19 protein-coding genes are annotated in these 20270 nt (G+C 60.6%); 13 read left to right on the top strand and 6 right to left on the bottom strand.

All coding sequences use genetic code 11. The annotated features are described in order from the left end of the window. The 5 genes from AB4Z13_RS30515 to AB4Z13_RS30495 all read left to right on the top strand — a co-directional run bounded on the left by AB4Z13_RS30515 (position 1) and on the right by AB4Z13_RS30495 (position 4688). Positions 1-879, top strand: a complete 879-nt coding sequence (locus AB4Z13_RS30515; RefSeq protein ID WP_113323977.1) for an ABC transporter permease — start codon at positions 1-3, stop codon at positions 877-879. After that, the gene (locus tag AB4Z13_RS30510; RefSeq protein WP_113323978.1) at positions 876-1679 is read left to right on the top strand and encodes an ABC transporter ATP-binding protein; all 804 of its coding nucleotides are present in this window, start codon (positions 876-878) and stop codon (positions 1677-1679) included. Before AB4Z13_RS30515 ends, AB4Z13_RS30510 begins: the two co-directional genes overlap by 4 nt. Further along, positions 1676-2575: an ABC transporter ATP-binding protein gene (locus tag AB4Z13_RS30505; protein WP_113323979.1), complete on the top strand. Its 900-nt coding sequence runs from the start codon at positions 1676-1678 to the stop codon at positions 2573-2575. The genes AB4Z13_RS30510 and AB4Z13_RS30505 overlap by 4 nt, the downstream gene beginning before the upstream one ends. 69 nt (positions 2576-2644) lie before the next feature. Then, a complete protein-coding gene (locus tag AB4Z13_RS30500) occupies positions 2645-3325 on the top strand; it encodes a hypothetical protein (RefSeq protein ID WP_113323980.1) in 681 nt (226 codons plus the stop codon). Between the two features lie 211 nt (positions 3326-3536). After that, a complete protein-coding gene (locus AB4Z13_RS30495; protein WP_113323981.1) occupies positions 3537-4688 on the top strand; it encodes an alpha-hydroxy acid oxidase in 1152 nt (383 codons plus the stop codon). A 40-nt stretch (positions 4689-4728) separates the two neighbouring features. Here AB4Z13_RS30495 and AB4Z13_RS30490 read toward each other — a convergent pair whose 3' ends face one another. The 5 genes from AB4Z13_RS30490 to AB4Z13_RS30470 form a co-directional block, all read right to left on the bottom strand. Next, complete coding sequence (locus AB4Z13_RS30490) at positions 4729-5607, bottom strand: ABC transporter ATP-binding protein (protein WP_113323982.1); 879 nt, start codon at positions 5605-5607, stop codon at positions 4729-4731. Beyond that, positions 5604-6638 (bottom strand): ABC transporter ATP-binding protein, encoded by a 1035-nt coding sequence (locus AB4Z13_RS30485; RefSeq protein ID WP_310382272.1) that lies wholly within the window; start codon positions 6636-6638, stop codon positions 5604-5606. Before AB4Z13_RS30485 ends, AB4Z13_RS30490 begins: the two co-directional genes overlap by 4 nt. A gap of 4 nt (positions 6639-6642) precedes the next feature. Continuing rightward, positions 6643-7500, bottom strand: coding sequence for an ABC transporter permease (locus AB4Z13_RS30480; RefSeq protein WP_113323984.1), 858 nt, complete (start codon positions 7498-7500; stop codon positions 6643-6645). 5 nt (positions 7501-7505) lie between these two features. After that, positions 7506-8510 carry an ABC transporter permease gene (locus AB4Z13_RS30475; protein WP_113323985.1) on the bottom strand — a complete coding sequence of 335 codons (1005 nt, stop codon included), beginning with the start codon at positions 8508-8510 and terminating at the stop codon, positions 7506-7508. 64 nt (positions 8511-8574) lie between these two features. Then, a complete protein-coding gene (locus AB4Z13_RS30470; RefSeq protein WP_113323986.1) occupies positions 8575-10476 on the bottom strand; it encodes an ABC transporter substrate-binding protein in 1902 nt (633 codons plus the stop codon). Between the two features lie 355 nt (positions 10477-10831). Between AB4Z13_RS30470 and AB4Z13_RS30465 the strand changes: the two genes are divergently transcribed. The 8 genes from AB4Z13_RS30465 to AB4Z13_RS30430 all read left to right on the top strand — a co-directional run bounded on the left by AB4Z13_RS30465 (position 10832) and on the right by AB4Z13_RS30430 (position 19591). After that, the gene (locus AB4Z13_RS30465) at positions 10832-12460 is read left to right on the top strand and encodes a GH39 family glycosyl hydrolase (protein ID WP_442207606.1); all 1629 of its coding nucleotides are present in this window, start codon (positions 10832-10834) and stop codon (positions 12458-12460) included. A 360-nt stretch (positions 12461-12820) separates the two neighbouring features. Then, positions 12821-13702: a dihydrodipicolinate synthase family protein gene (locus AB4Z13_RS30460; RefSeq protein WP_442207605.1), complete on the top strand. Its 882-nt coding sequence runs from the start codon at positions 12821-12823 to the stop codon at positions 13700-13702. A 23-nt stretch (positions 13703-13725) separates the two neighbouring features. Continuing rightward, positions 13726-14385, top strand: coding sequence for a GntR family transcriptional regulator (locus AB4Z13_RS30455; protein ID WP_442207604.1), 660 nt, complete (start codon positions 13726-13728; stop codon positions 14383-14385). A 52-nt stretch (positions 14386-14437) separates the two neighbouring features. Further along, the gene (locus AB4Z13_RS30450; RefSeq protein ID WP_442207603.1) at positions 14438-15769 is read left to right on the top strand and encodes an ABC transporter substrate-binding protein; all 1332 of its coding nucleotides are present in this window, start codon (positions 14438-14440) and stop codon (positions 15767-15769) included. Further along, positions 15769-16707 carry a carbohydrate ABC transporter permease gene (locus AB4Z13_RS30445; protein WP_442207602.1) on the top strand — a complete coding sequence of 313 codons (939 nt, stop codon included), beginning with the start codon at positions 15769-15771 and terminating at the stop codon, positions 16705-16707. The genes AB4Z13_RS30450 and AB4Z13_RS30445 overlap by 1 nt, the downstream gene beginning before the upstream one ends. Then, positions 16707-17528: a carbohydrate ABC transporter permease gene (locus tag AB4Z13_RS30440; protein ID WP_442207601.1), complete on the top strand. Its 822-nt coding sequence runs from the start codon at positions 16707-16709 to the stop codon at positions 17526-17528. Before AB4Z13_RS30445 ends, AB4Z13_RS30440 begins: the two co-directional genes overlap by 1 nt. 24 nt (positions 17529-17552) lie before the next feature. Continuing rightward, entirely contained in the window at positions 17553-18608 is a 1056-nt protein-coding gene (locus AB4Z13_RS30435) for an ABC transporter ATP-binding protein (RefSeq protein WP_442207600.1), read from the top strand. Beyond that, positions 18605-19591 (top strand): PfkB family carbohydrate kinase, encoded by a 987-nt coding sequence (locus tag AB4Z13_RS30430; RefSeq protein WP_442207599.1) that lies wholly within the window; start codon positions 18605-18607, stop codon positions 19589-19591. Before AB4Z13_RS30435 ends, AB4Z13_RS30430 begins: the two co-directional genes overlap by 4 nt. 4 nt (positions 19592-19595) lie before the next feature. Here AB4Z13_RS30430 and AB4Z13_RS30425 read toward each other — a convergent pair whose 3' ends face one another. After that, on the bottom strand, positions 19596-20267 hold the full coding sequence (locus AB4Z13_RS30425) for a GntR family transcriptional regulator (RefSeq protein ID WP_442207598.1): 672 nt from the start codon (positions 20265-20267) through the stop codon (positions 19596-19598). Positions 20268-20270 lie beyond the last annotated feature (3 nt).

Raw genomic sequence — 20270 nt, 5'->3', positions numbered from 1 at the left:
ATGAAGAGCCTGCTCCGCAATCGCAAGGCGCTGATCGGCCTCGCCATCATTGCCTTCATCATCATCGTCGCGATCGCAGCCCCCTTGCTGACGCATTATGATCCCGCCGCCCGTACGGGCCGTCCGCATCAGCCTCCATCAGCCGAACATATTCTCGGCACGACGCGCATCGGCCAGGATGTCTTCGCCCGGCTGATCTATGGCGCGCGCACCTCGCTTGCCGTCGGCTTCGGCGCCGGTCTGTTGATCACCGCCGTCGGCACCGCGCTCGGCATCATCTCCGGCTATCGCGGCGGCAAGACGGACGAGGTCATCAGCTTCTTTACAAACATGGTGCTCGTCGTACCGAACCTGCCGTTGTTGCTCGTTCTCGCAGCCTTCATCGGCCAGGCGAGCCCGATCGTCATTGCGCTGATCCTGGGCGGCACATCCTGGGCCTGGGGTGCGCGTGTCACCCGCGCCGAAACGCTCTCCGTCAAGCAGAAGGACTATGTCAAATCGGCGGAGATGATGGGCGAGCCGCAATGGCGCATCATGACATTCGAGATCTTCCCCAACGTGATTTCCATCGTCGGCATCAATTTCATCGGCAGCGTCATCTTCGCGATCATTACCGAAGCGACGCTGGAATTCCTCGGCCTTGGCGATCCGCGCGTCGTTTCCTGGGGCACCATGCTCTATAATGCGCAGAAGGCCTCTGCGCTTTCGGTCGGGGCCTGGTGGGATATTCTCACGCCCTGCTTTGCGCTCGCCTTCCTCGGCATCGGCATGTCGCTGCTGAATTTCGCCGTCGATGAGATCGCCAATCCGCGCCTGCGCACCGGCAATCATCTGAAGCGCTGGTCCTTGCTCGTCCGCTCCGGGGAGGGCCGCCTGTGACGCAACCCTTGCTTTCCGTGAAGAACCTCACGATCGACTATATCGGCGAGGAGAAGGACTTTCGCGCCGTCGACAATGTCAGCTTCGACGTGGCACCGGGCGAGGTCTTCGGTCTGGCCGGCGAATCCGGCTGCGGCAAGAGCACGATCGCCTTTGCCATCAGCCGCCTGCACAAGCCGCCGGCGCTGATCCGCAAGGACAGCCAGATCCTGCTTGCCGGCCGTGACGTGCTGGACCTGGATCCGAAGGCGCTTTCTGCCTTCCGCTGGCGCGAAGTCGCCATGGTCTTCCAGAGCGCCATGAACTCGCTGAACCCGGTTCTGCGCATCGAAGACCAGTTCTATGACGTGTTGCGCACCCACAAGGGCATGACGAAGGCGCAGGCGCGTGAGCGCACGGCCGAGATGCTGAGGCTCGTCGATATCGCGCCGGATCGCATGCGCAACTATCCGCACCAGTTCTCCGGCGGCATGCGCCAGCGCATCGTTATCGCCATCTGCATGGCGCTCGATCCACAGCTTGTCGTCATGGACGAACCGACGACGGCGCTCGATGTGGTGGTGCAGCGCGAAATCCTGCAGCGCATCAACGAACTCAGGAAACAATTCGGCTTCTCCGTGCTCTTCATCACCCACGATCTCGGACTGATGGTGCAGTTCTGCGACCGCATCGGCATCATGCTCCAGGGCAAGCTCGTCGAGCAGAACAGTGCCGAGGCGATCTACAAGGTGCCGCAGCACGAATACACCCGCAAACTCTGGGCCTCCTTCCCCTCGCTTCACGGAGGCGTGCTGCTATGAGCGATGCCATCCTCGCCCTCGACAGGGTCACCAAGACCTTCGGCCAAGGCTATTCCGCCGTTCATGCCGCACGCGCCATCTCCTTTTCGCTGCATGCCGGCCGCGCGCTGGCGCTGGTCGGCGAATCCGGCAGCGGCAAGACCACCTGCGCCCGCATGGCGATGCGCGAATATCTGCCAACGACCGGGCAGATTCTCTATAAGGGCCGCCCGGTCGAAGGTGCCAAGTCAGACGAGATCGCCCGTTACCGCCGTTCGGTGCAAATGATCTTCCAGGATCCCTTCGCCTCGCTGAACCCGGCCCATACGATCGCCCATCATTTGCAGCGGCCACTGAAACTGCACCGGCCGGATATCCGCGGCAGTCAGATCAACGCGACGGTGCGTGAACTGCTTGAGCGCGTGAAGCTCGATCCCGATATTGTCGCGCCGAAATATCCGCACGAACTTTCGGGCGGCCAACGCCAGCGCGTCAATATCGCCCGCGCCCTTGCGGCCCAGCCGGACGTGATCGTCGCCGACGAGCCGACTTCGATGCTCGATGTCTCCGTGCGCCTCGGCGTTCTCAATCTCCTGAACGAGATGAAGAAGGAGATGAATCTCGGCCTGCTCTACATCACCCACGATATCGCCACCGCCCGTTATGTGGCGGAGGATATCGCCGTCCTGTATTCCGGCCAGATCGTCGAATGGGGCAATACGGCCAAGGTGATCGACAATCCGCTGCATCCTTACACCCGGCTGTTACTCTCGGCCGTGCCGGATCCGGACGTGCGCTTCGACGATCCCCGCACGCGCCTGCAGCCGCAGGAGGTCGAGGATATCCGCCGCCGTTCCGCCGCGCCGCAGGACCAGGTGGTGGAACACGAGCCGGACCATTTCGTGCGCATGGTCTGAGCAGGGCTTGCTGGCTTCAACCGTAGCCCTATGCTAGGGGACGGTCCCTTTCAGCGAGACGAAACCGCCATGCTTCCCTGGATCCAGCTCGATTCCGCGACCATTCCCGGCGAAGGCGGGCAATTGCGGCTGAAGCAGCGCGGATCGGAATTTTCCATCATGCTCGGCACAAACGAGCTGATGAACAGCCGCCTCAGCGGCTCGGAAGAAGCGCTCGCCACGCTGTCATTCGAGCGGATCAAATCGCATCCGAAGCCGAAAATCCTGATCGGTGGCCTCGGCATGGGCTTTACGCTACGGGCAGCACTGGCAGTTGTGCCCGAGGATGCCGGTGTCGTCGTCGCTGAATTGATGCCGGCGGTCGTCGCCTGGGCGCGAGGTCCAATGGCGGAGGTCTTCAAGGGTTGCCTCGACGATCCGCGTGTCTCGATCCATCAGGGCGATGTCGGTGAAGCGATCAGTGCCGGAAAGGCCGGCTATGACGCTATCCTGCTCGACGTCGACAACGGCCCTGACGGGCTGACCCGCAAATCCAACGACCGGCTGTATGATTTTGCCGGATTGAAATCCTCCCGCGAGGCGCTCCGCCCCGGCGGCGTGCTCGCCGTCTGGTCCTCAGGGCCTGATCCATCCTTCACCCGCCGGCTGAAGGATAGCGGCTTTGCGGTCGATGCGATCAATACGCGCGCCAACGGCAAGCGCGGCGGTGCACGTCATGTCATCTGGCTGGCGATGAAGCCCACCCGCTGATCAGCGTCTCCGCAACGCATGTCATCTCGCATGACCGCCGGGCAATAAAATGCGCCTTTCTCTCACAAGGCGACGGAAGCGCACTCAAGAGAGCTTGAGATTGGTGCGATAATAATCGTATCCCATAGGTCATGGATCGCGACGACGAGGAGGTCTCGCGGCCGCTCATCGGCTGGAGGCATCACATGCCAGCCCTCGATTGGATACGAGTATGCGCCTTTCAGACTGCCATAATTTCCACGACTTCCGCCGTCTTGCCAAGCAACGCCTTCCCGGGCCGATCTTCAACTATATCGATGGCGCGGCGGACGATGAGGTTACCTACAGGCGCAATACATCTGCTTTCGAGAGCTGCGATCTTCTGCCGAGCGTGCTGCGCGGCGTCAGCGAGGTCGACATGTCGGTTACCGTCATGGGCCAGAAACTTGCCATGCCGGTCTATTGCTCGCCGACGGCCCTGCAGCGGCTCTTTCATCACGAGGGGGAACGGGCGGTCGCCCATGCCGCCGGCAAATTCGGCACGATGTTCGGCGTGTCGTCGCTCGGCACGATCAGCCTGGAAGAGGCGCGTAAGATCAGTAGCGGACCGCAGGTCTATCAGTTCTATTTCCACAGGGATCGCGGCCTCAACAGAGAAATGATGGCGAGAGCCAAGCAGGCCGGCGTGCAGGTGATGATGCTGACCGTCGACAGCATCACCGGTGGCAACCGTGAGCGCGACAAGCGCACCGGCTTTGCCATCCCCTTCAAGCTCAATCTGTCAGGCATGGCCCAGTTTGCCGTCAAACCGGCATGGGCCATCAATTATTTCACGCATGAGAAATTCCGCCTGCCGCAGCTCGACAGCCATGTCGACATGGGCAGCGGCACGATGTCGATCAGCCGCTATTTCACCGAAATGCTCGATCCCGCCATGAACTGGGACGACGTCGCCGAGATGGTGAAAATCTGGGGCGGACATTTCTGCCTGAAGGGCATCATGACGGTCGAGGATGCCAAGCGCGCGATCGATATCGGCTGCACTGGCATCGTACTTTCCAATCACGGTGGGCGTCAGCTCGACGGTTCGCGCAGCGGCTTCGACCAGCTCGCGGAAATCGTCGAGGCCGTCGGAGACCGGATCGATGTGATGGTCGATGGCGGCATCCAGCGCGGCACCCATGTGCTGAAGGCACTGTCGCTTGGCGCCAAGGCCGTCGGCGTCGGGCGCTACTACCTGTTCCCGCTTGCGGCAGCTGGTCAGGCAGGCGTCGAACGGGCGCTCCTGCAGATGCGAACCGAAATCGAGCGCGGCATGAAGCTGATGGGTTGCGCCTCGGTCAGCGAGCTCTCGGCCGGCAATCTGCGTTTCCGCGCATCCTGACACCGAGAACATGGCCGCGCCACCTCGGGGCGTGACCTTATCAGGCGCTGACGATCTCCCGATGCGCAAGTGCGCCGGCGTCCTGCTGGCGCTGGCGAATGATCGTCGACGCCTCACGAGGATCAGGTGGCAGCACGGCATTCTTCAAGGCGATCGAATATTCGTGCTGCGGATTGTCGAGCACGGTGCGTGCATCGCCGCTTTCGACCACCACGCCCTTGCGCATGATAATGACCCGGTCGGCGATGTAGTAGGCGGTCGCCAGATCATGGGTGATGTAGATGATCGACACCTTCAGCGTATCGCGCAATTCGCGGAAGAGGTTGACGATCGACATTCGCAGCGATGCATCCACCATCGAGACCGGCTCGTCGGCGACGATGAGCTTCGGCTCGGGAATGAGCGCGCGTGCCACCGCAATACGCTGGAGCTGGCCCCCTGACAATTCGTGCGAATACCGTCCACGAACCTCCGCAATGGAGAGGCCGACCCGCTGCAGCGCCGTATCGGCCAGCGCCTCCCTGTCGGCGCGGCTCTTCGCACCCTTGAAGCGATGAGCGGTGGCATACAGATATTCGTCGATGCGTGTCAGCGGATTGAAGGCTTCGAACGGATTCTGGAAAACCGGCTGGACCCTGGTCATGAAGGCTTCACGGGCGTTTCGGCTGCGAATATCGCCGATATCCGCACCGTCGAAGCGGATGGTGCCGCGATCAGCCTTCTCATTGCCAAGGATCATCTTGGCTAGCGTGGATTTGCCGGAGCCGGATTCGCCGACAATCGTGAAGATCTCGGGCCTGTCAGCCTCGAGCGCGAAGCTCACCTCGTTGACTGCCGTCATCTTCGCACGCGAGAAGAAGCCGCCGATCGGAAAGAGCTTGGTGACGTTTTCAAGTTGGAGAAGGTGTTCGCCGCTCATTGGATTTTGTACTCCCCAGCCCTGAAACAGGCGACACGCCCGCCGGTCGCGCTTGGCTGCATGACGGGCACCTCCTTCGAGCATCTGTCGATTGCAATCGGACAGCGCGGGTGGAACCGGCATCCCGAAGGCGGGTTCGAGAGCGCCGGCGGTTTGCCTGGTAGGCTTTTTCTGGTTTTCGTATCGCCGATCCGCGGCAGACTGCCGATCAGGTGAACCGTATAGGGATGTTGCGGATTGTCGAAAATCGCCTGCGTCGGCCCCTCTTCGGCCAGCCGCCCGGCATACATGATCGCGAGGCGATCGGTGATTGCGGCATGGACGGACATATCGTGGGTTACGAAGATGACCGAGGCTTGCATGCGCGTCTGCACCTCCTTGATCAATGCCAGAACATCCTGCTGCACCAGAACGTCGAGCGCTGTCGTCGGCTCATCGGCGATGATGAATTCCGGTTCGCAGACGGTCGCGAGCGCAATGGTCAGTCGTTGGCGCATGCCGCCTGAGAGTTGATGCGGAAAGGCTTCGAGCACATGCGGATCGAGATGCAGGCGGGCGAGATGCGCCTCGATCCGCTCACGAAAGGTAGCCGGATCAAGATTCATGTGCCGGAAGGCGAAATCGTTGAAAGCGTGCTTCACGCGCCGGACCGGGTTCAGCACGTTCATCGAGCCTTGCATGATATAGGACAGGTGGCGCCAGCGCGCAGACCGCATTTTCTGCGGTTCGCCGTAGACGTCGATCAGCTTTCCATCGAAGTTGAAATTGACGGTGCCGCCGACGACCCGCATCGGCGGACGGATGGCCCCGGCAAGCGTCTTGATCAACGAGGTCTTGCCGCTCGAGGATTCTCCGGCGATGCCGTAGATCTCGTTCTTGCGTACCGTCAGGCTGATGTCATCGACGGCGCGAATCTCGCGCCGGACGCCGAAATAGTCGTTGACGTAGTAGCATTTCAGCCCGTCGATCGTCAGCGCGTCCCGGGAGTTTTCGACGAGGGTCAAGGGCGCTTTCCTCAATAGGTTCTGCATCGTCTCAGGCTCCCATCCGGGCCAGCCGCGAGCGGGGATCGATATATTCGTTGACCGACATGGCGAGCATGAAGAGACCGAGGAAGAGGATCACCACGAAGAGCATCGGGAAGGCCACCCACCACCAGATGCCGGCGACCATGGCGGAATGGGCATTGGCCCAATAGATCATGCCGCCGATCGTCGGCCGGTTGATGTCGGAGAAGCCGAGCACGGACAGCGTCACTTCCAGGCCGATCGCCCAGATGAGATTGTTCATCGTCGTGAAGAAGACGATCGGCATCACGTAAGGTAGATGCTCGCGGATGAGGATCTGCGACGTGCGCATGCCCGCGAAGACCGCATGTCGGGTGAACTCGCGGTGGCGGAGCGAGAGCGCCACTGAGCGGATCAGCCGGCTGTCATGTGTCCAGCCGAGCAGGGCCGCGACGATCGCCAGCATCGACCATGTCATCTGGTCGCGCAGCACGAAGACCAGGAGAAGCAGGATCGGAATGTTGGGCAATGCGCCGAGTGTATCGTTGATGCCCATGATGATCTGGTCGGTGCGTCCGCCGATATAGCCGGAGACCAGGCCGACGACCAGCGCAATGAGGCGGCTGATGACGGCAACGATGATGCCGAAGAGCAGCGTGTTGCGAAGCGATGCTGCAATCTGCCAGAACACCTCCTGGCCGCGCGATGTCGTGCCGAACCAGAATTCTGCAGACGGCGGCATATCGGGGGCGACGACATAGATGGCATTCTCGTCATAGGGTGAGAAGAAGGAGGCCACGATCAGGCCGAGAATGATCAGGATCAGGATCGTCCCGAACAGGAATTCCTTGTTATAACGGAGCAGGTCTCTGAGGATCTTGAACATCGCAATTATCCCAGTTTCACGCGCGGATCGATCAGCGGATAGATGATGTCGATCACGAAGACGGCGGAGGCGACGGCAATGATGGCAATCGTCGTCACGCCGAGCACCAGGCTGTAGTCACCGGAATAGATCCCTGAAATCAACAACTTGCCGATGCCGGGGTAGTTGAAGACGAATTCGACGATGACGGCGCCACCGAAGACATTGCCGAGGCTGAGCGCGAGCCCCGTGACCTGCGGCAGCATGGCATTGCGGGCCACATAGTGCGAAAAGATGCTGCGTGAACGTACGCCCCCGAGCTCGGCATAGACCACGTGGTCGTCGGTGACGATGTTGGAGACGAGCGAGCGCATGGAGATGAACCAGCCGCCGATGCCGACGAGCACCAGCGTCAGCGCCGGCAGGATGCCGTGTTCGATGACCGAGCTGATGAAGGCCCAATTGAAAGCAGGCGCGAGGTTGACCTGCGCGCCGTCACTGATCGGCAGGATCGGCCAGATGAAACCGAAGAGGATGACGAGGCTGAGGCCGATAATGTAGGTCGGGATCGGCTGCAGCGCCATGATGACGATGCCGGCGAGCTTGAGAAGCCGGCTGTTGCGGAAATAGCCGGCAAGCGCGCCGAGCAGATTGCCGATGATCCAGGCAATGATGGTTGCAAGCGTCAGCAGGCCGACGGTCCAGGGCAAAGCGCGGCCGATGACCGTCATGACGGGTGTCGGGAAGGACGACAGCGAGGGACCGAAATCGCCGGTCAGCACGCGCCCCCAGAAGGTGAAATACTGATCGAGAAGCGGGCCGCCGGTTCCATAGAGCTCCCGCAGCGACTGTCGCAGAATTTCGACTGCCTGCGGGTCGGTCGAGCCGAAGCTCGTCAGCAGCGACACCGTTTGCTCCACTGGATCGACCGGCGAGAAATGCGCGATCAGGAACGCAAGCGTGATGCCGGTGACGACGACAAAAAGGAACTGCAGGAAACGTTTGCCCGCATAGATCAGAAAGCCATTCATGGCATCCACCCTCCAATAGCAGAAGGGGCGGCCGGCTGCCCGGCCACTCCCCATATCGACGCGGTCAGTTCTTGGGAGCGGCCGGATTGGCCTTCAGGCCGACCACCATGTAGCGGATGTTCGACCAGTTCGGACCCGATGCGGAATAGGGGTTTTCAGCACTCGGATAGTTGGTCCAGTAGGTCGTGTCGAACGGCGCAAACTTGTTGTAAGCCATCAGCGGGATCATCGGCATCTCTTCGACGGCGAGCTTCAGGAAGTCCTGGCCGACCTTGGTGACATCAGGCGAATCGAAAGCGATGGACCGGTTTTTCGCGATCAGCTGATCGAGGCGCGGATCCTGCCAGCGCTGCAGGTTGCGCGGCGGCTGAATCTGGCCGAGTGGCTTGATGAACTCCGAATGGTAGCTGTCCAGGAAGAAGGACAGGTCCGGATGACCGCCCCAGGTTTCGATGCTCCAGTAGATCGCCGCTTCGAAATCGCCGGTGCTGAGACGCTGACCGTTGGTCGGTCCGGCAACGTCGACCTTGGTGGCAATGCCGTTCTGGCTCCATTGCTGGGCGATGACCGTGCCGGCACGTGCCAGCGTCGGAATGGCATCGCCTTCCACCTGCAGGCGGATCACAAACGGCGTGCCGTCAGGTTTCAGCCATTGATTGCCGCTCTTCTTGAAACCGGCCTTCTGCAGGAGCTCGGTTGCGGCCTGGACGTCCTGCTTCCACCAGCCGAAGCCGAAGGTGCGCTGCAGCTGTTTCGGATCGGTCGGGATCTGGTCGCCCCACTGACCGCGGACCATCGTGGCGATCTGGGCCGAGATATTGGGGTCATAGGGCTTGATCTTGCGGCTGCCGGTATCGAGCTCGAAATTGGTGAGCCAGTCCTGCATCGGCGCGTAATAATCGTCCGGTGCTGAGCCGGTCGGCGGCGTGGCAAGGGCTGCAAGATTGGCAGCACCACGATAGGAACCGAGTGCCACGGCGCGGATATCGATCATCAATGCCAGCGCCCAGCGGACATCCTTGTTGTCGAAAGGCGGCTTCTTGGTGTTGAGCAGTACCGACGGCAGGGTCGGATCGGGATGGGCGAAGGGGAAGCCCTTCAGCCAGGAGGCGACACTCTTGCTGTCACGCATCATGGCAAACATGCCCTCGGGCGCCATGTCGTTGATGACATCGAGATTGTGATTGCGCTGTTCGATGACGCGGGCCTCCGGATTGCCGGCGGCGCGATAAACGACATATTTGACCTGCGGCGGCTCCTTGGCGGCCATGCCAATCGAAGTGCGCTGCCAGTCGTCACGCAGTTTCCAGATGGTCCAGTTGCCGCCCTTGTCGTAGCTCTGCAATACATAGGCACCGAGCGATACCGGCGGATTGTTTTTGAATGCCAGGGGATCGCCGGCCTTTTCGAAGACATGCTTCGGCATGATCCAGGCAGCGTTCCAGCGCACGGTAAACAGCGTGTGGAAACGCGAATTGGGTTTCTTCAGATGGAAGACGACCGTCTGCGGATCGGGGTTCTCCACGCTGGCGACATTGACAGTGAAGGGCGCGCTCCAGGACATGCCGGGATGGTCGATCTGCGTCCGGACCGTATAGGCCACGTCATCACTGGTGAATTCGACGCCGTCACTCCAATAGATGCCCTTGCGCAGCTTCACCGTCATTTGGGTGAAATCGGCATTGTAGGCAGGCGGCTCGGTTGCCAGCGCATTCTGCCAGGCATCCGGACCGCCCTCCGGATTGATGAACCAGAACGTGTCGGTCGTCAGCTGCTGCAGGCCGTTGACATTGGCTGCGCCGCCACCGCCGGGCGCCCAGACGTTGAACCAATCCGCATTCTGCTGCGGCGTGCCCTGGATGATCAACGTTTCATTGCGCGGGATGCCGGCAATGAAATCCTGCGCGTAAGCAGGCAGAGCGGCGAGAGACAATAAGGCAATGACTGCAAATCTAGGGAACTTCATCGGACGCTCCTCCTCCTTGACCCGCAGGCGCGGGCGCTTCCCGTAATCCGTTATCGATCGCGTTCCGGCAAAAGCGTCTGCATAGTGACCTGATGGCCCGCATGACTCCTCCAGACGCTGAGCTTCGCCTCTGCATTTATCGACAATTTTTCGCCAAACGGCAACAGGTAATTTTTAGAATGCCAAAAACTGTCGGAAATTCGGGCATTTTCCAATCGCCATTCAAGTGTGATTTTTTATATTATTGACAAAATGGTCATTTCGCATAGCTTTTGGCAGCGAGCGCGGCGCCCTCCCAAGACGGCCGCACTTCATAACCATATTGGTCGGTTGGCCTTCGGGAGGAGGCTGAGGCATGACCGTTCAAGAGGAAAAGACGATGACGAGTTCCTATGACGTGACCATCAACGTTCACGCCGGCCGGCCGACCGGGCCATACAGACCACTGTGGAACTGGTTCGGTTATGACGAGCCGAACTACACTTACTCCCCGCACGGCAAGAAGCTCCTGAAAGAGCTGACCGAACTCAGCCCCGTCGCTCCGCGCATTCGCGCACACAATCTCTTGACGAGCGGCGACGGCAAGCCGGCCCTGAAATGGGGCTCGACCAATGCCTATACCGAGGATGCAAACGGCAATCCCGTCTACGACTGGACGATCATCGACCAGATCTTCGATGCCTATGTCGAAGCTGGCAACATCCCGCTGATCCAGATCGGCTTCACACCGGAAGCGCTTTCCGATTTCGATGGCCCCTACAAGCATCATTGGGAGCCGGCAGACCGGTATGCGACTATCACCACTGGCTGGACAGCGCCGCCGAAGGACCTGAAGAAATGGGGAGACCTGATCGAAGCCTGGGCGCGGCACCTCGCCGATCGCTACGGCGAAGACGTGGTCTCGTCCTGGCCCTGGGAAGTGTGGAACGAGCCCGACGGCCACTACTGGACCGGCACGATCCCGGAATTCTGCGCCATGTATGATGCGAGCGCGCGTGCCGTGAAGCGGGCGTTGCCGAAGGCCCGTGTCGGAGGCCCGCACACCTGCGGCGCATTCGCCAATGAAAAAGCGCAGACCTTTCTGCGCGCCTTCCTGCGCCATGTCGTCGAGAACAAACCACCGCTCGACTTCATCGCCTTCCATGCCAAGGGAAATCCGGTCATCTTCGACGGGCATGTACGCATGGGCCTGCACAAGCAGCTACGCGACATCGAGACCAATCTTGCCATCATCAACGAATTCCCCGAGCTTCGGCACCTGCCCGTCGTCATCGGCGAATCCGACCCGGAAGGCTGCGCTGCCTGCTCGGCGCGCGTCCATCCGCAGAACGGCTATCGCAACGGCCCGCTCTACGGCGTCTATGTCGTCGAAAGCATGATCCGCACCTATGAACTGTCGCGCCGCGCCAATATCGAGATCGAAGGGGCCGTCACCTGGGCCTTCCTCTTCGACGACCAGCCCTATTTCGACGGCTTTCGGGATCTGGCGACCAACGGCGTCGACAAGGCCGTGCTGAACGGCTTCCGCATGCTCGGCAAACTCGGCGGCCAGTGGCTGGAATCAGACAGCGACTATCGCCGCGATATCGAAGACATCATGAGCCACGGCGTTCGCGACAAGCCCGACGTCAATGTCGTGGCGACCCGCGACGATAGGGGCGTGTCCGTTCTCGTCTGGCACTATCATGACGATGACGAGGCAGGCCCCGCGGCAGAGGTCAGCCTTTCCATCGATGGCTGGGGCAGCCGGCCGGCCGCACTCAAGCACTTCCGCATGGACGAGCAGCATTCCAACTCCTTCCGCACCTGGAAGGAAATGGGCAAGCCGCAGCATATAGAGGGCGCCGATTACGCCACGCTGGAAGCCTCCGGCAAGCTGGCTGAGATCGACGACAAGGCATCGGTTTCCGTCACGGACGGCAAGATCGATCTCCGCTTCTCCCTGCCGCGTCAGGGCGTTTCTCTCCTTCGCCTGGACTGGTGAGACGGCAGGAAAAGAGCGAGCGCAACCCTCCAAGTTGCGCTCCCTGCTTACCCCTGCGAAGATCCGGCGCGCTGTCCTTGACTACGCGCACCGCCATGAGACATCGATTGAAACATCGCCCATCTGCCGGCGATATCTCCGGCGACGCCGAGAGCGACCGCACACACCCTGCGACTGATGCGCACTTCCGGAACAGCATCCGCTGCGACAGTACGGCCAACCGGCCCATATAGCGGAAGCCCCGCGCTACTCTGACAATCCACAGTCCACCGTCCCTCGGGCGTCGGTTCACCACAAACAGGTTTACAAGTGATAGCTAACATGTTAGCCAGTACATACTGACTTATAGGAGATATATTGTTGATCGGGTTTGGTTTGTCGGTCGCATTGGCGACCCCTTTCGAGAGCAGCGGTATGATTGCCACTGAGGTTATGCTCGCTCAGGCGAAGCGGAGCCTCGATTCGGGTTGCGCCAGCGTCACGCTGTTTGGAACGACCGGCGAAGGAGCATCCATCGGCAGCCAGGAGCGCGAGCGGATCCTCGAAACGTTCACTGCCTCCGGCATCCAGCCTCGACAGATCGTTGTCGGCGTGCTCGTCGATGCCGCCGAGGATGCCGCCCAGCAGATGTCGGAGGCCTTGTCCAAGGGCGTGCGCAATATTCTTCTCGCCCCACCCTCCTATTTCAAGAATGTGAGCGATGACGGCCTCTTCGCCTGGTTCGCTGACGTCTTTGCGCGGCTGGGCAGCGCAGCACGCGACGTTCTGGTCTATAATATTCCCTCGGTGACAATGGTCACGTTGAGCGTCGACCTGATCACCCGGTTGCGAAAGGCGTTCCCCTCGATCGTCACCGGCGTCAAGGACTCCTCCGGCGACTGGCCCTACACCGAAGCGCTGCTGCGCCAGCATAGCGACCTGATCATCCTGATCGGCGACGAACGGCATCTCGCCAAGGGCGTGCGCATGGGTGGCCAGGGCGCAATTTCCGGCATGGCTAATTTTGCGCCGCATGAAGTGCGGGCCATGGCCGTCGACGGCAATGACGATCCCCGCGTCGAACACTTCGTCGCCGAGCTTCTCAAGCATCCCGTGACGCCAGCTGTGAAAGTCATGGTGGCAAGGATGACAGGCGATGATACGTGGCTTGCGGTTCGCCCGCCTTTGACGTCAATCTCCGCCGACGGCAGGCGCGAGCTTGCTCTTGCCTTTGACGGACTTTTTCGCACAAAGGCAGCATAGCGGTCATGTACGAGGAGAACCCGATGGATGGAGCCGACGAGCAGCCGACGCTGAGAGAGAAAGCTTATGAGAGCTTTACCCGGCATCTGCTTGCGCGTGACGTCCGTCCCGGGCAATTCGTCTCCCAGCGCAGGCTTGTCGAACTGACCGGCCTGACGCTTGGCGCCATCCGCGAGCTCATTCCGCGGCTTGAAGCCGAGGGCCTCATCAAGACCGTGCCGCAGCGCGGTCTGCAGATTGCCCATATCGATCTCAACCTCATCCGCGAAGCTTTTCAGCTCCGGCTTTTTCTCGAAAAGGAAGCCGTTGGCATCTTCACGGAGACGGCAAGCGACGAGACGATTGCGGCACTCCTGAAGCAGCATCGCGAAATCGTCGCGGCAATCGAAGGCGGCAATCATTCACATGAACTGGAAGTCCACGCCCAGGCCGTCGACTGGGGCATGCATGATGCCTTCATCGATGCGCTGGGAAACACCATCATTTCCAACGCCTATCGCGTCAACTCCATCAAGATGCGCCTGATCAGTCAGGAGCGCTTCCGCATCGACGGGCGCGTCGGCCCCGTCATGGGCGAACATCTTCGCGTGCTGGAGGCGATTGAGCACAGGGATGCGCAAGGAGCCGTCGATGCGCTTGCCGCGCATATCAATCACGCGCGAAGTCGCGCGCTGAGAATTTAGACTGACGCCTGCGGTGAGGAGACCGCAGGCCACACAAGAGGAGGAGAGCAGCATGTCATCATCATTCATACGTCCCACGCGCCGAAACTTCCTGGCGGGTTCAGCAGCGATCGGTGCTGCCGGCCTCTTCGGCATCAAACCTGCTTCGGCAGCTGTCGACTGGAAGCGCTTTGCCGGAACGACGCTCGAGGTGAACCTCGTAAAAAGCCCGCGCAGCGAAACGATCCTCAAATATCTGAGCGAGTTTGAAGCGCTGACCGGGATCAAGGTCAATGCCGAAGCCACGCCCGAACAGCAGCAGCGTCAGAAGACGACGATCGAACTCAGCTCCGGCAAGCCGAGCTTCGACGTCGTGCACCTCAGCTATCACGTCCAGAAGCGCCAGTTTGAAAAGGGCGGTTGGCTTGCCGATATCAGCGGCTTCGTCAAGGATCCGGCACTGACCGACCCGTCTCTCGTCGAAAGCGACTTTGCGGAAGCCGGCATGCAATTCGCCAAGGATTCGCAGGGCGTGCTGCGTTCGCTTCCGTTCTCGGTGGACTATTGGATCGTCTACTGGAACAAGGAACTGTTCGAGAAGAAGGGCCTCTCCTACCCCTCGACCTTCGACGAGATGGCCAGCGCCGCTGAAGCCCTCACCGACACATCCACCAATACCTACGGCTTCGTCGCCCGCGGCCTGAAGAATGCAAACGTCCCTGTCTGGACGACCTTGCTGCTCGGCTATGGCTCGACGCCGCTCGGTCCTGATGGAAAGCTGCGCACGACTTCGGATGAAGCCGTGGAAGCAGCTAAGCTCTATCAGCGCCTGATGACGAAGGCCGCGCCCGTCGGCGTTTCCGGCTTCAACTGGGCGGAAGCACAGTCTGCCTTCCTGCAGGGCAAGGTCGGCATGTGGCTCGATGGCGTCGGCTTTGCTCCGCCGATCGAGAACCCGGAAAAGTCCCGCGTCGTCGGCAAAGTCGGTTACGGCATCATGCCGAAGGGACCGAAGGCCCAGGCCGCCGCAACGACCGGCGACGGCATCGGCGTTACCGCTGCCAGCAAGAACAAGGAAGCAGCCTATCTCTTCTGCCAGTGGGTCGTTTCCCATGATATGGGCGCGCGCCTGCTGCAGGCAGGCGCCGGCGTTCCCTTCCGCAATTCGATCCTCGGAGATGCGAAGGTTCGAGAAGGCGTCAAGATGCCCAGCAGCTGGGTCGATGCCGTTGCGGGCTCGGCAAAGGTTTCGCAGCTCGCGCTGCCGGTCATCATTCCGGTCACCGAATTCCGCGACATCTACGGCGTCGGCCTGACTAACATGATCGGCGGCGCCGATCCGGCAGCGGAACTGAAGAGCGCCACCGCGCAGTTCGAACCGGTACTGGCCCGAAGCGAGGGATAATGGCATCCGTGAGCATGGACACCACGCGATCGAAAAGCATCGCAAATGGGAGGAGCAAGCCTGGCAGGCTTGCTCCGAACTACTGGCCCTTCGTTGTCCCGGCACTGGTCGTCATCGCCGCGGTCATCGTGTTTCCCTGGGTGTTTACGCTCTGGATGAGCGTCAACAGCTGGACCTTGGGCCAGCCGGTGGTTTTTGCCGGCGTGGACAATTACACCCGGCTGCTGGTGGACATGCGCTTTTGGGAGTCCTTGTGGCACACGGCGCTCTATACACTGCTTGCGGTCGTCGCACCGCTATTTCTAGGCACGCTCGCAGCCCTGATTTTCGACGCGCAGTTTCCGTTCCGCGGATTGCTGCGCGGCGTTTTCGTCATGCCGATGATGGCGACACCCGTCGCCATCGCGCTAGTCTGGACCATGATGTTCCATCCGCAGCTTGGCGTTCTCAACTACCTACTGTCACTTGTCGGCATCGGACCGCAGGAGTGGATCTACAACCAGAAAAGCGTCATTCCTTCACTCGTTCTGGTCGAGACCTGGCAGTGGACGCCGCTGATCATGCTGATCGTTCTCGGAGGCTTGGCAGCCGTTCCACGCGAACCCTATGAGAGTGCCGAAATCGATGGCGCCAACGCCTGGCAGAAGTTTCGATACCTGACCCTGCCGATGATCGCGCCCTTCCTGATGATTGGCGTGATGATCAGGAGCATCGATGCGGTCAAGAGCTTCGATATCATCTATGCGATGACACAGGGCGGGCCGGGAACGGCATCGGAGACGATCAACATCTATCTCTATAATACGGCCTTTTCCTACTATGACATCGGCTATGGGTCGGCGATGGCAGTCGTCTTCTTCATCATCATCGTCGCGCTTTCCTTCGTGCTGATGATGATCCGGCAGCGCGCCAACTGGTCCGACACGGAGACACGCTGATGAAACGCAAGACGATCGACCGTTTCGGGCTGCTGTTTGTCGCCCTCGTCATGGTCTCCCCGGTCATCCTGTTTTTCCTCTGGATGATCTCCCTGTCGTTGAAGTACGAAATCGACAACGGCGCCTATCCGCCGATCTTCATCCCCGAGCGCTTCGCCTGGTCGAATTACATGAAGGTCTTCGAGGAAAATAACTTCTTCCTCTACTTCTGGAATTCGATCCTCGTGACGGGCGGGGCGACCCTGCTCGCGCTGCTGATCGGCGTGCCTGCCGGCTACGGTATTGCGCGGCTGAAGGCGGAGCGTTCCGCCATGGTCATCATGATCGCACGCATGACGCCCGGTCTGTCCTTCCTCATCCCACTCTTCCTGCTGTTCCAATGGCTGAACCTTCTCGGCACGCTCTGGCCGCAGATCATCATCCATCTGGTGGTGACCGTGCCGATCGTCGTCTGGATCATGATCGGCTATTTCGAAACGACGCCAATGGAGCTTGAAGAGGCTGCCAGCATCGACGGCGCGACATCCTGGCAGGTCTTCCGCCTGGTGGCGCTGCCGATCGCCAAGCCCGGCATCGTCGTGGCCTTCATTCTGTCTGTCATCTTCTCCTGGAACAACTTCGTATTCGGCATCGTGCTTGCGAGCCGCGAAACCAGAACCCTGCCTGTCGCCGTCTACAACATGCTGTCGTTTGAGCAGGTCAGCTGGGGGCCGCTTGCCGCAGCCGCGCTCATCGTCACGCTGCCCGTGCTGGTGCTGACGATGTTTGCGCAAAAGCAGATCGTTGCAGGCCTGACGGCTGGCGCCGTCAAGGGCGGCTGACCGGACATTCAAAGGACTATCAACATGGCAAACGTGAATATTCGAAACGTCCAGAAGCGCTTTGGCGCCGTCAATGTCATCAGGGACATCAGCGTCGATATTGCCGACGGAGAATTTGTCGTGCTTGTCGGTCCGTCCGGCTGCGGCAAATCCACCCTGCTGCGCATGATTGCCGGTCTGGAAGAAATGAGCGATGGCGAAATCCGGATCGGTGCCCGTGATGTCAGCAACCTGAGGGCCCGCGACCGCGATATCGCGATGGTCTTCCAGAACTACGCGCTCTATCCGCATATGAGCGTCGCCGACAATATGGGCTTTGCTCTGAAGCTGAAGAAGGCCGATACGTCGGAGATTTCTGAACGGGTCACCAAGGCGGCCAACATCCTTGGCCTTGAAAAGCTGCTCGACCGCTATCCCAAGCAGCTCTCTGGGGGGCAGCGTCAGCGTGTCGCCATGGGCCGCGCATTGGTGCGCGATCCGCAAGTCTTCCTGTTCGACGAGCCGCTTTCCAATCTCGATGCCAAACTGCGTGTGCAGATGCGCGCCGAAATCAAATCGCTGCATCAGCGTATCAAGACGACGACGATCTACGTCACCCATGACCAGATCGAGGCGATGACCATGGCTGACAAGATCGTCGTATTGCATGACGGCGTCATCGAGCAGGTCGGTGCTCCGCTGGAACTGTACGACCGCCCCGCCAATCTGTTTGTCGCGGGTTTCATCGGCTCGCCCTCGATGAATTTCATCGACGGCAGGATCGAAGAGGGTGTCTTCCGCACGGCAAAGGGCCTCATCCTGCCACTGCCGGAAAGCATCAAAAGCGCACCGCCTGCCGGTGAGTTGGTCTACGGGATCCGTCCCGAACATATCCGCGCCAGCCAAGGCGGGATTGCCGGCCGTGCCGAGATCGTCGAGGGAACGGGATCGGAAATCTTTGCCAAGGTAGATTGCAATGGCGAACAGATTTCCTGCCTCTTCCGCGAAAGGCTGGCGATTGCGTACGGCGATACGGTTTCGATCTCGATCGATCCGGCAAGTGTTCATCTCTTCGAGAAGTCGACTGGCCGACGCATTTGAGCCCGACCTTCTCCAATGCCGGCGGCAAGCCGCGCCGCGTGCTTTGCGTCGGTGCCGCCGTGCTCGATACGCTGTTTCGTGTTCGTACGATCCCGCAGACGCCGGGCAAGGTTCTGCCCTATGAAATGCTGCAAATTGCCGAAGGCATGGCTTCCAGCGCAGCCTATGCGATCGTGCGCCTCGGTGGTCTGGCAAGCCTGTGGGGTGCGGTCGGCGAGGATCCGACCGGCCAGCAGATCCTGTCAGAGCTCGAACAAGCCGGAATTGATGTCGGCGGGAGCGCGCGAGTTGCCGGCGCCCGTTCGGCCGTTTCGACAATCCTCATCGACGACGATGGCGAGAGACTGATCGTTCCCTTCTACGATCCGCGACTGCACGAAGATGTCCGGGAGGTCACGACCAACGATCTCGCGGCGTTCGATGCCGTGATGGTGGATGTGCGCTGGCCGGCTCTCGCCCAGAGGGTGCTGCAAGCAGCAAGAGCGGCGGGAAAGCCTGCCATCCTCGATGGCGATGTCGCTGCGCCTCACATTATCGACATGCTTGCGAAACATGCCGACCACATCATCTTCTCGGAGCCGGCGGCCAACAGCCTTTCGCAGATCGACGATCCGGCCGACATGGTGCCGCTTCTCAAGACGCACTATCCGCAGGCTTTGATCGTGGTCACCGCCGGGGAGCGCGGCAGCTATTGGTGGAACGAAGAAACAGCTGACGTCGCGCATGTGCCTGCATTTCGGGTCAAGACGGTCGACACGCTGGCGGCGGGGGATATTTTCCACGGCGCCTATGCGCTGGCAGTCACAGAGGGACTGACGACAGAGGTTGCTATCCGGATGGCCTCTGCCGCCGCAGCACTCAAATGCAGCATCTTTGGCGGGCGGCTCGGCGCACCAGAGCGTGCCGCGGTTTCGGCCTTGCTGGAGGACGGCGAGCGCAGGCCAATGGCGGCGGCCGACATGAGTGCAGGCCAATCCGTCTAGGGGCTCAATTTTCGCTCACATAGGCGAGGTAGCGCCTCTTGCTCGGCTGCAGATGGTCGACGCAGAGCTGCGCCAGGACCCAGTTATCCCTGCCCTTCAGCATATCGATCATCAGCCGGTGATGTTCGTGCGAGATCTGCAGCGATTCCTTGCTCGACATGGAATTGGCGCGCACCGGCAGGCTGAGACGCATGTAGAGCTCGATCGACTGGACGAGATGGGAATTGCCGCAGGCGCTGAAAAGCGTCAGATGGAACTTGTCGTTTGTCTCGTGCACGCCGCGAAGGTAGCCGGATTCGACGTGCCGGCCATGCTCTTCGTGCAGGGCCGTCAGTTCGGCGATCAGCTCGTCGGGCGCCGGCAACGGAATCCAGAGTGCCGCCTGCCTCTGCAGCAGCTCGCGCACGTCATAGATCTCCTGCACCTGTCTCGATGTCAGCGAGCGGACAGTTGCGCCCTTATTGCGTTCGCGCACGACGATACCCATCGTCTCAAGCTGAACGATCGCCTGGCGCGCGAAGTGTCGCGTCACGTGGAAGCGCGCAAGAAGCGTATCCTCGGTCAGGCGAGTGCCGGGCGCCAGTCGTCCGAAGATGATGTCTTCTTCAAGCGCGCGCGCAATGCTCAGATCGTCGTGTTCGGTCTCGTCTTCACTGATATCATCGAGCGTCTGCATCAA

This window comes from Rhizobium sp. YAF28 (assembly GCF_052113285.1).
Taxonomy (GTDB): domain Bacteria; phylum Pseudomonadota; class Alphaproteobacteria; order Rhizobiales; family Rhizobiaceae; genus Rhizobium.
This window is presented reverse-complemented; position numbering and strand designations above follow the sequence as displayed.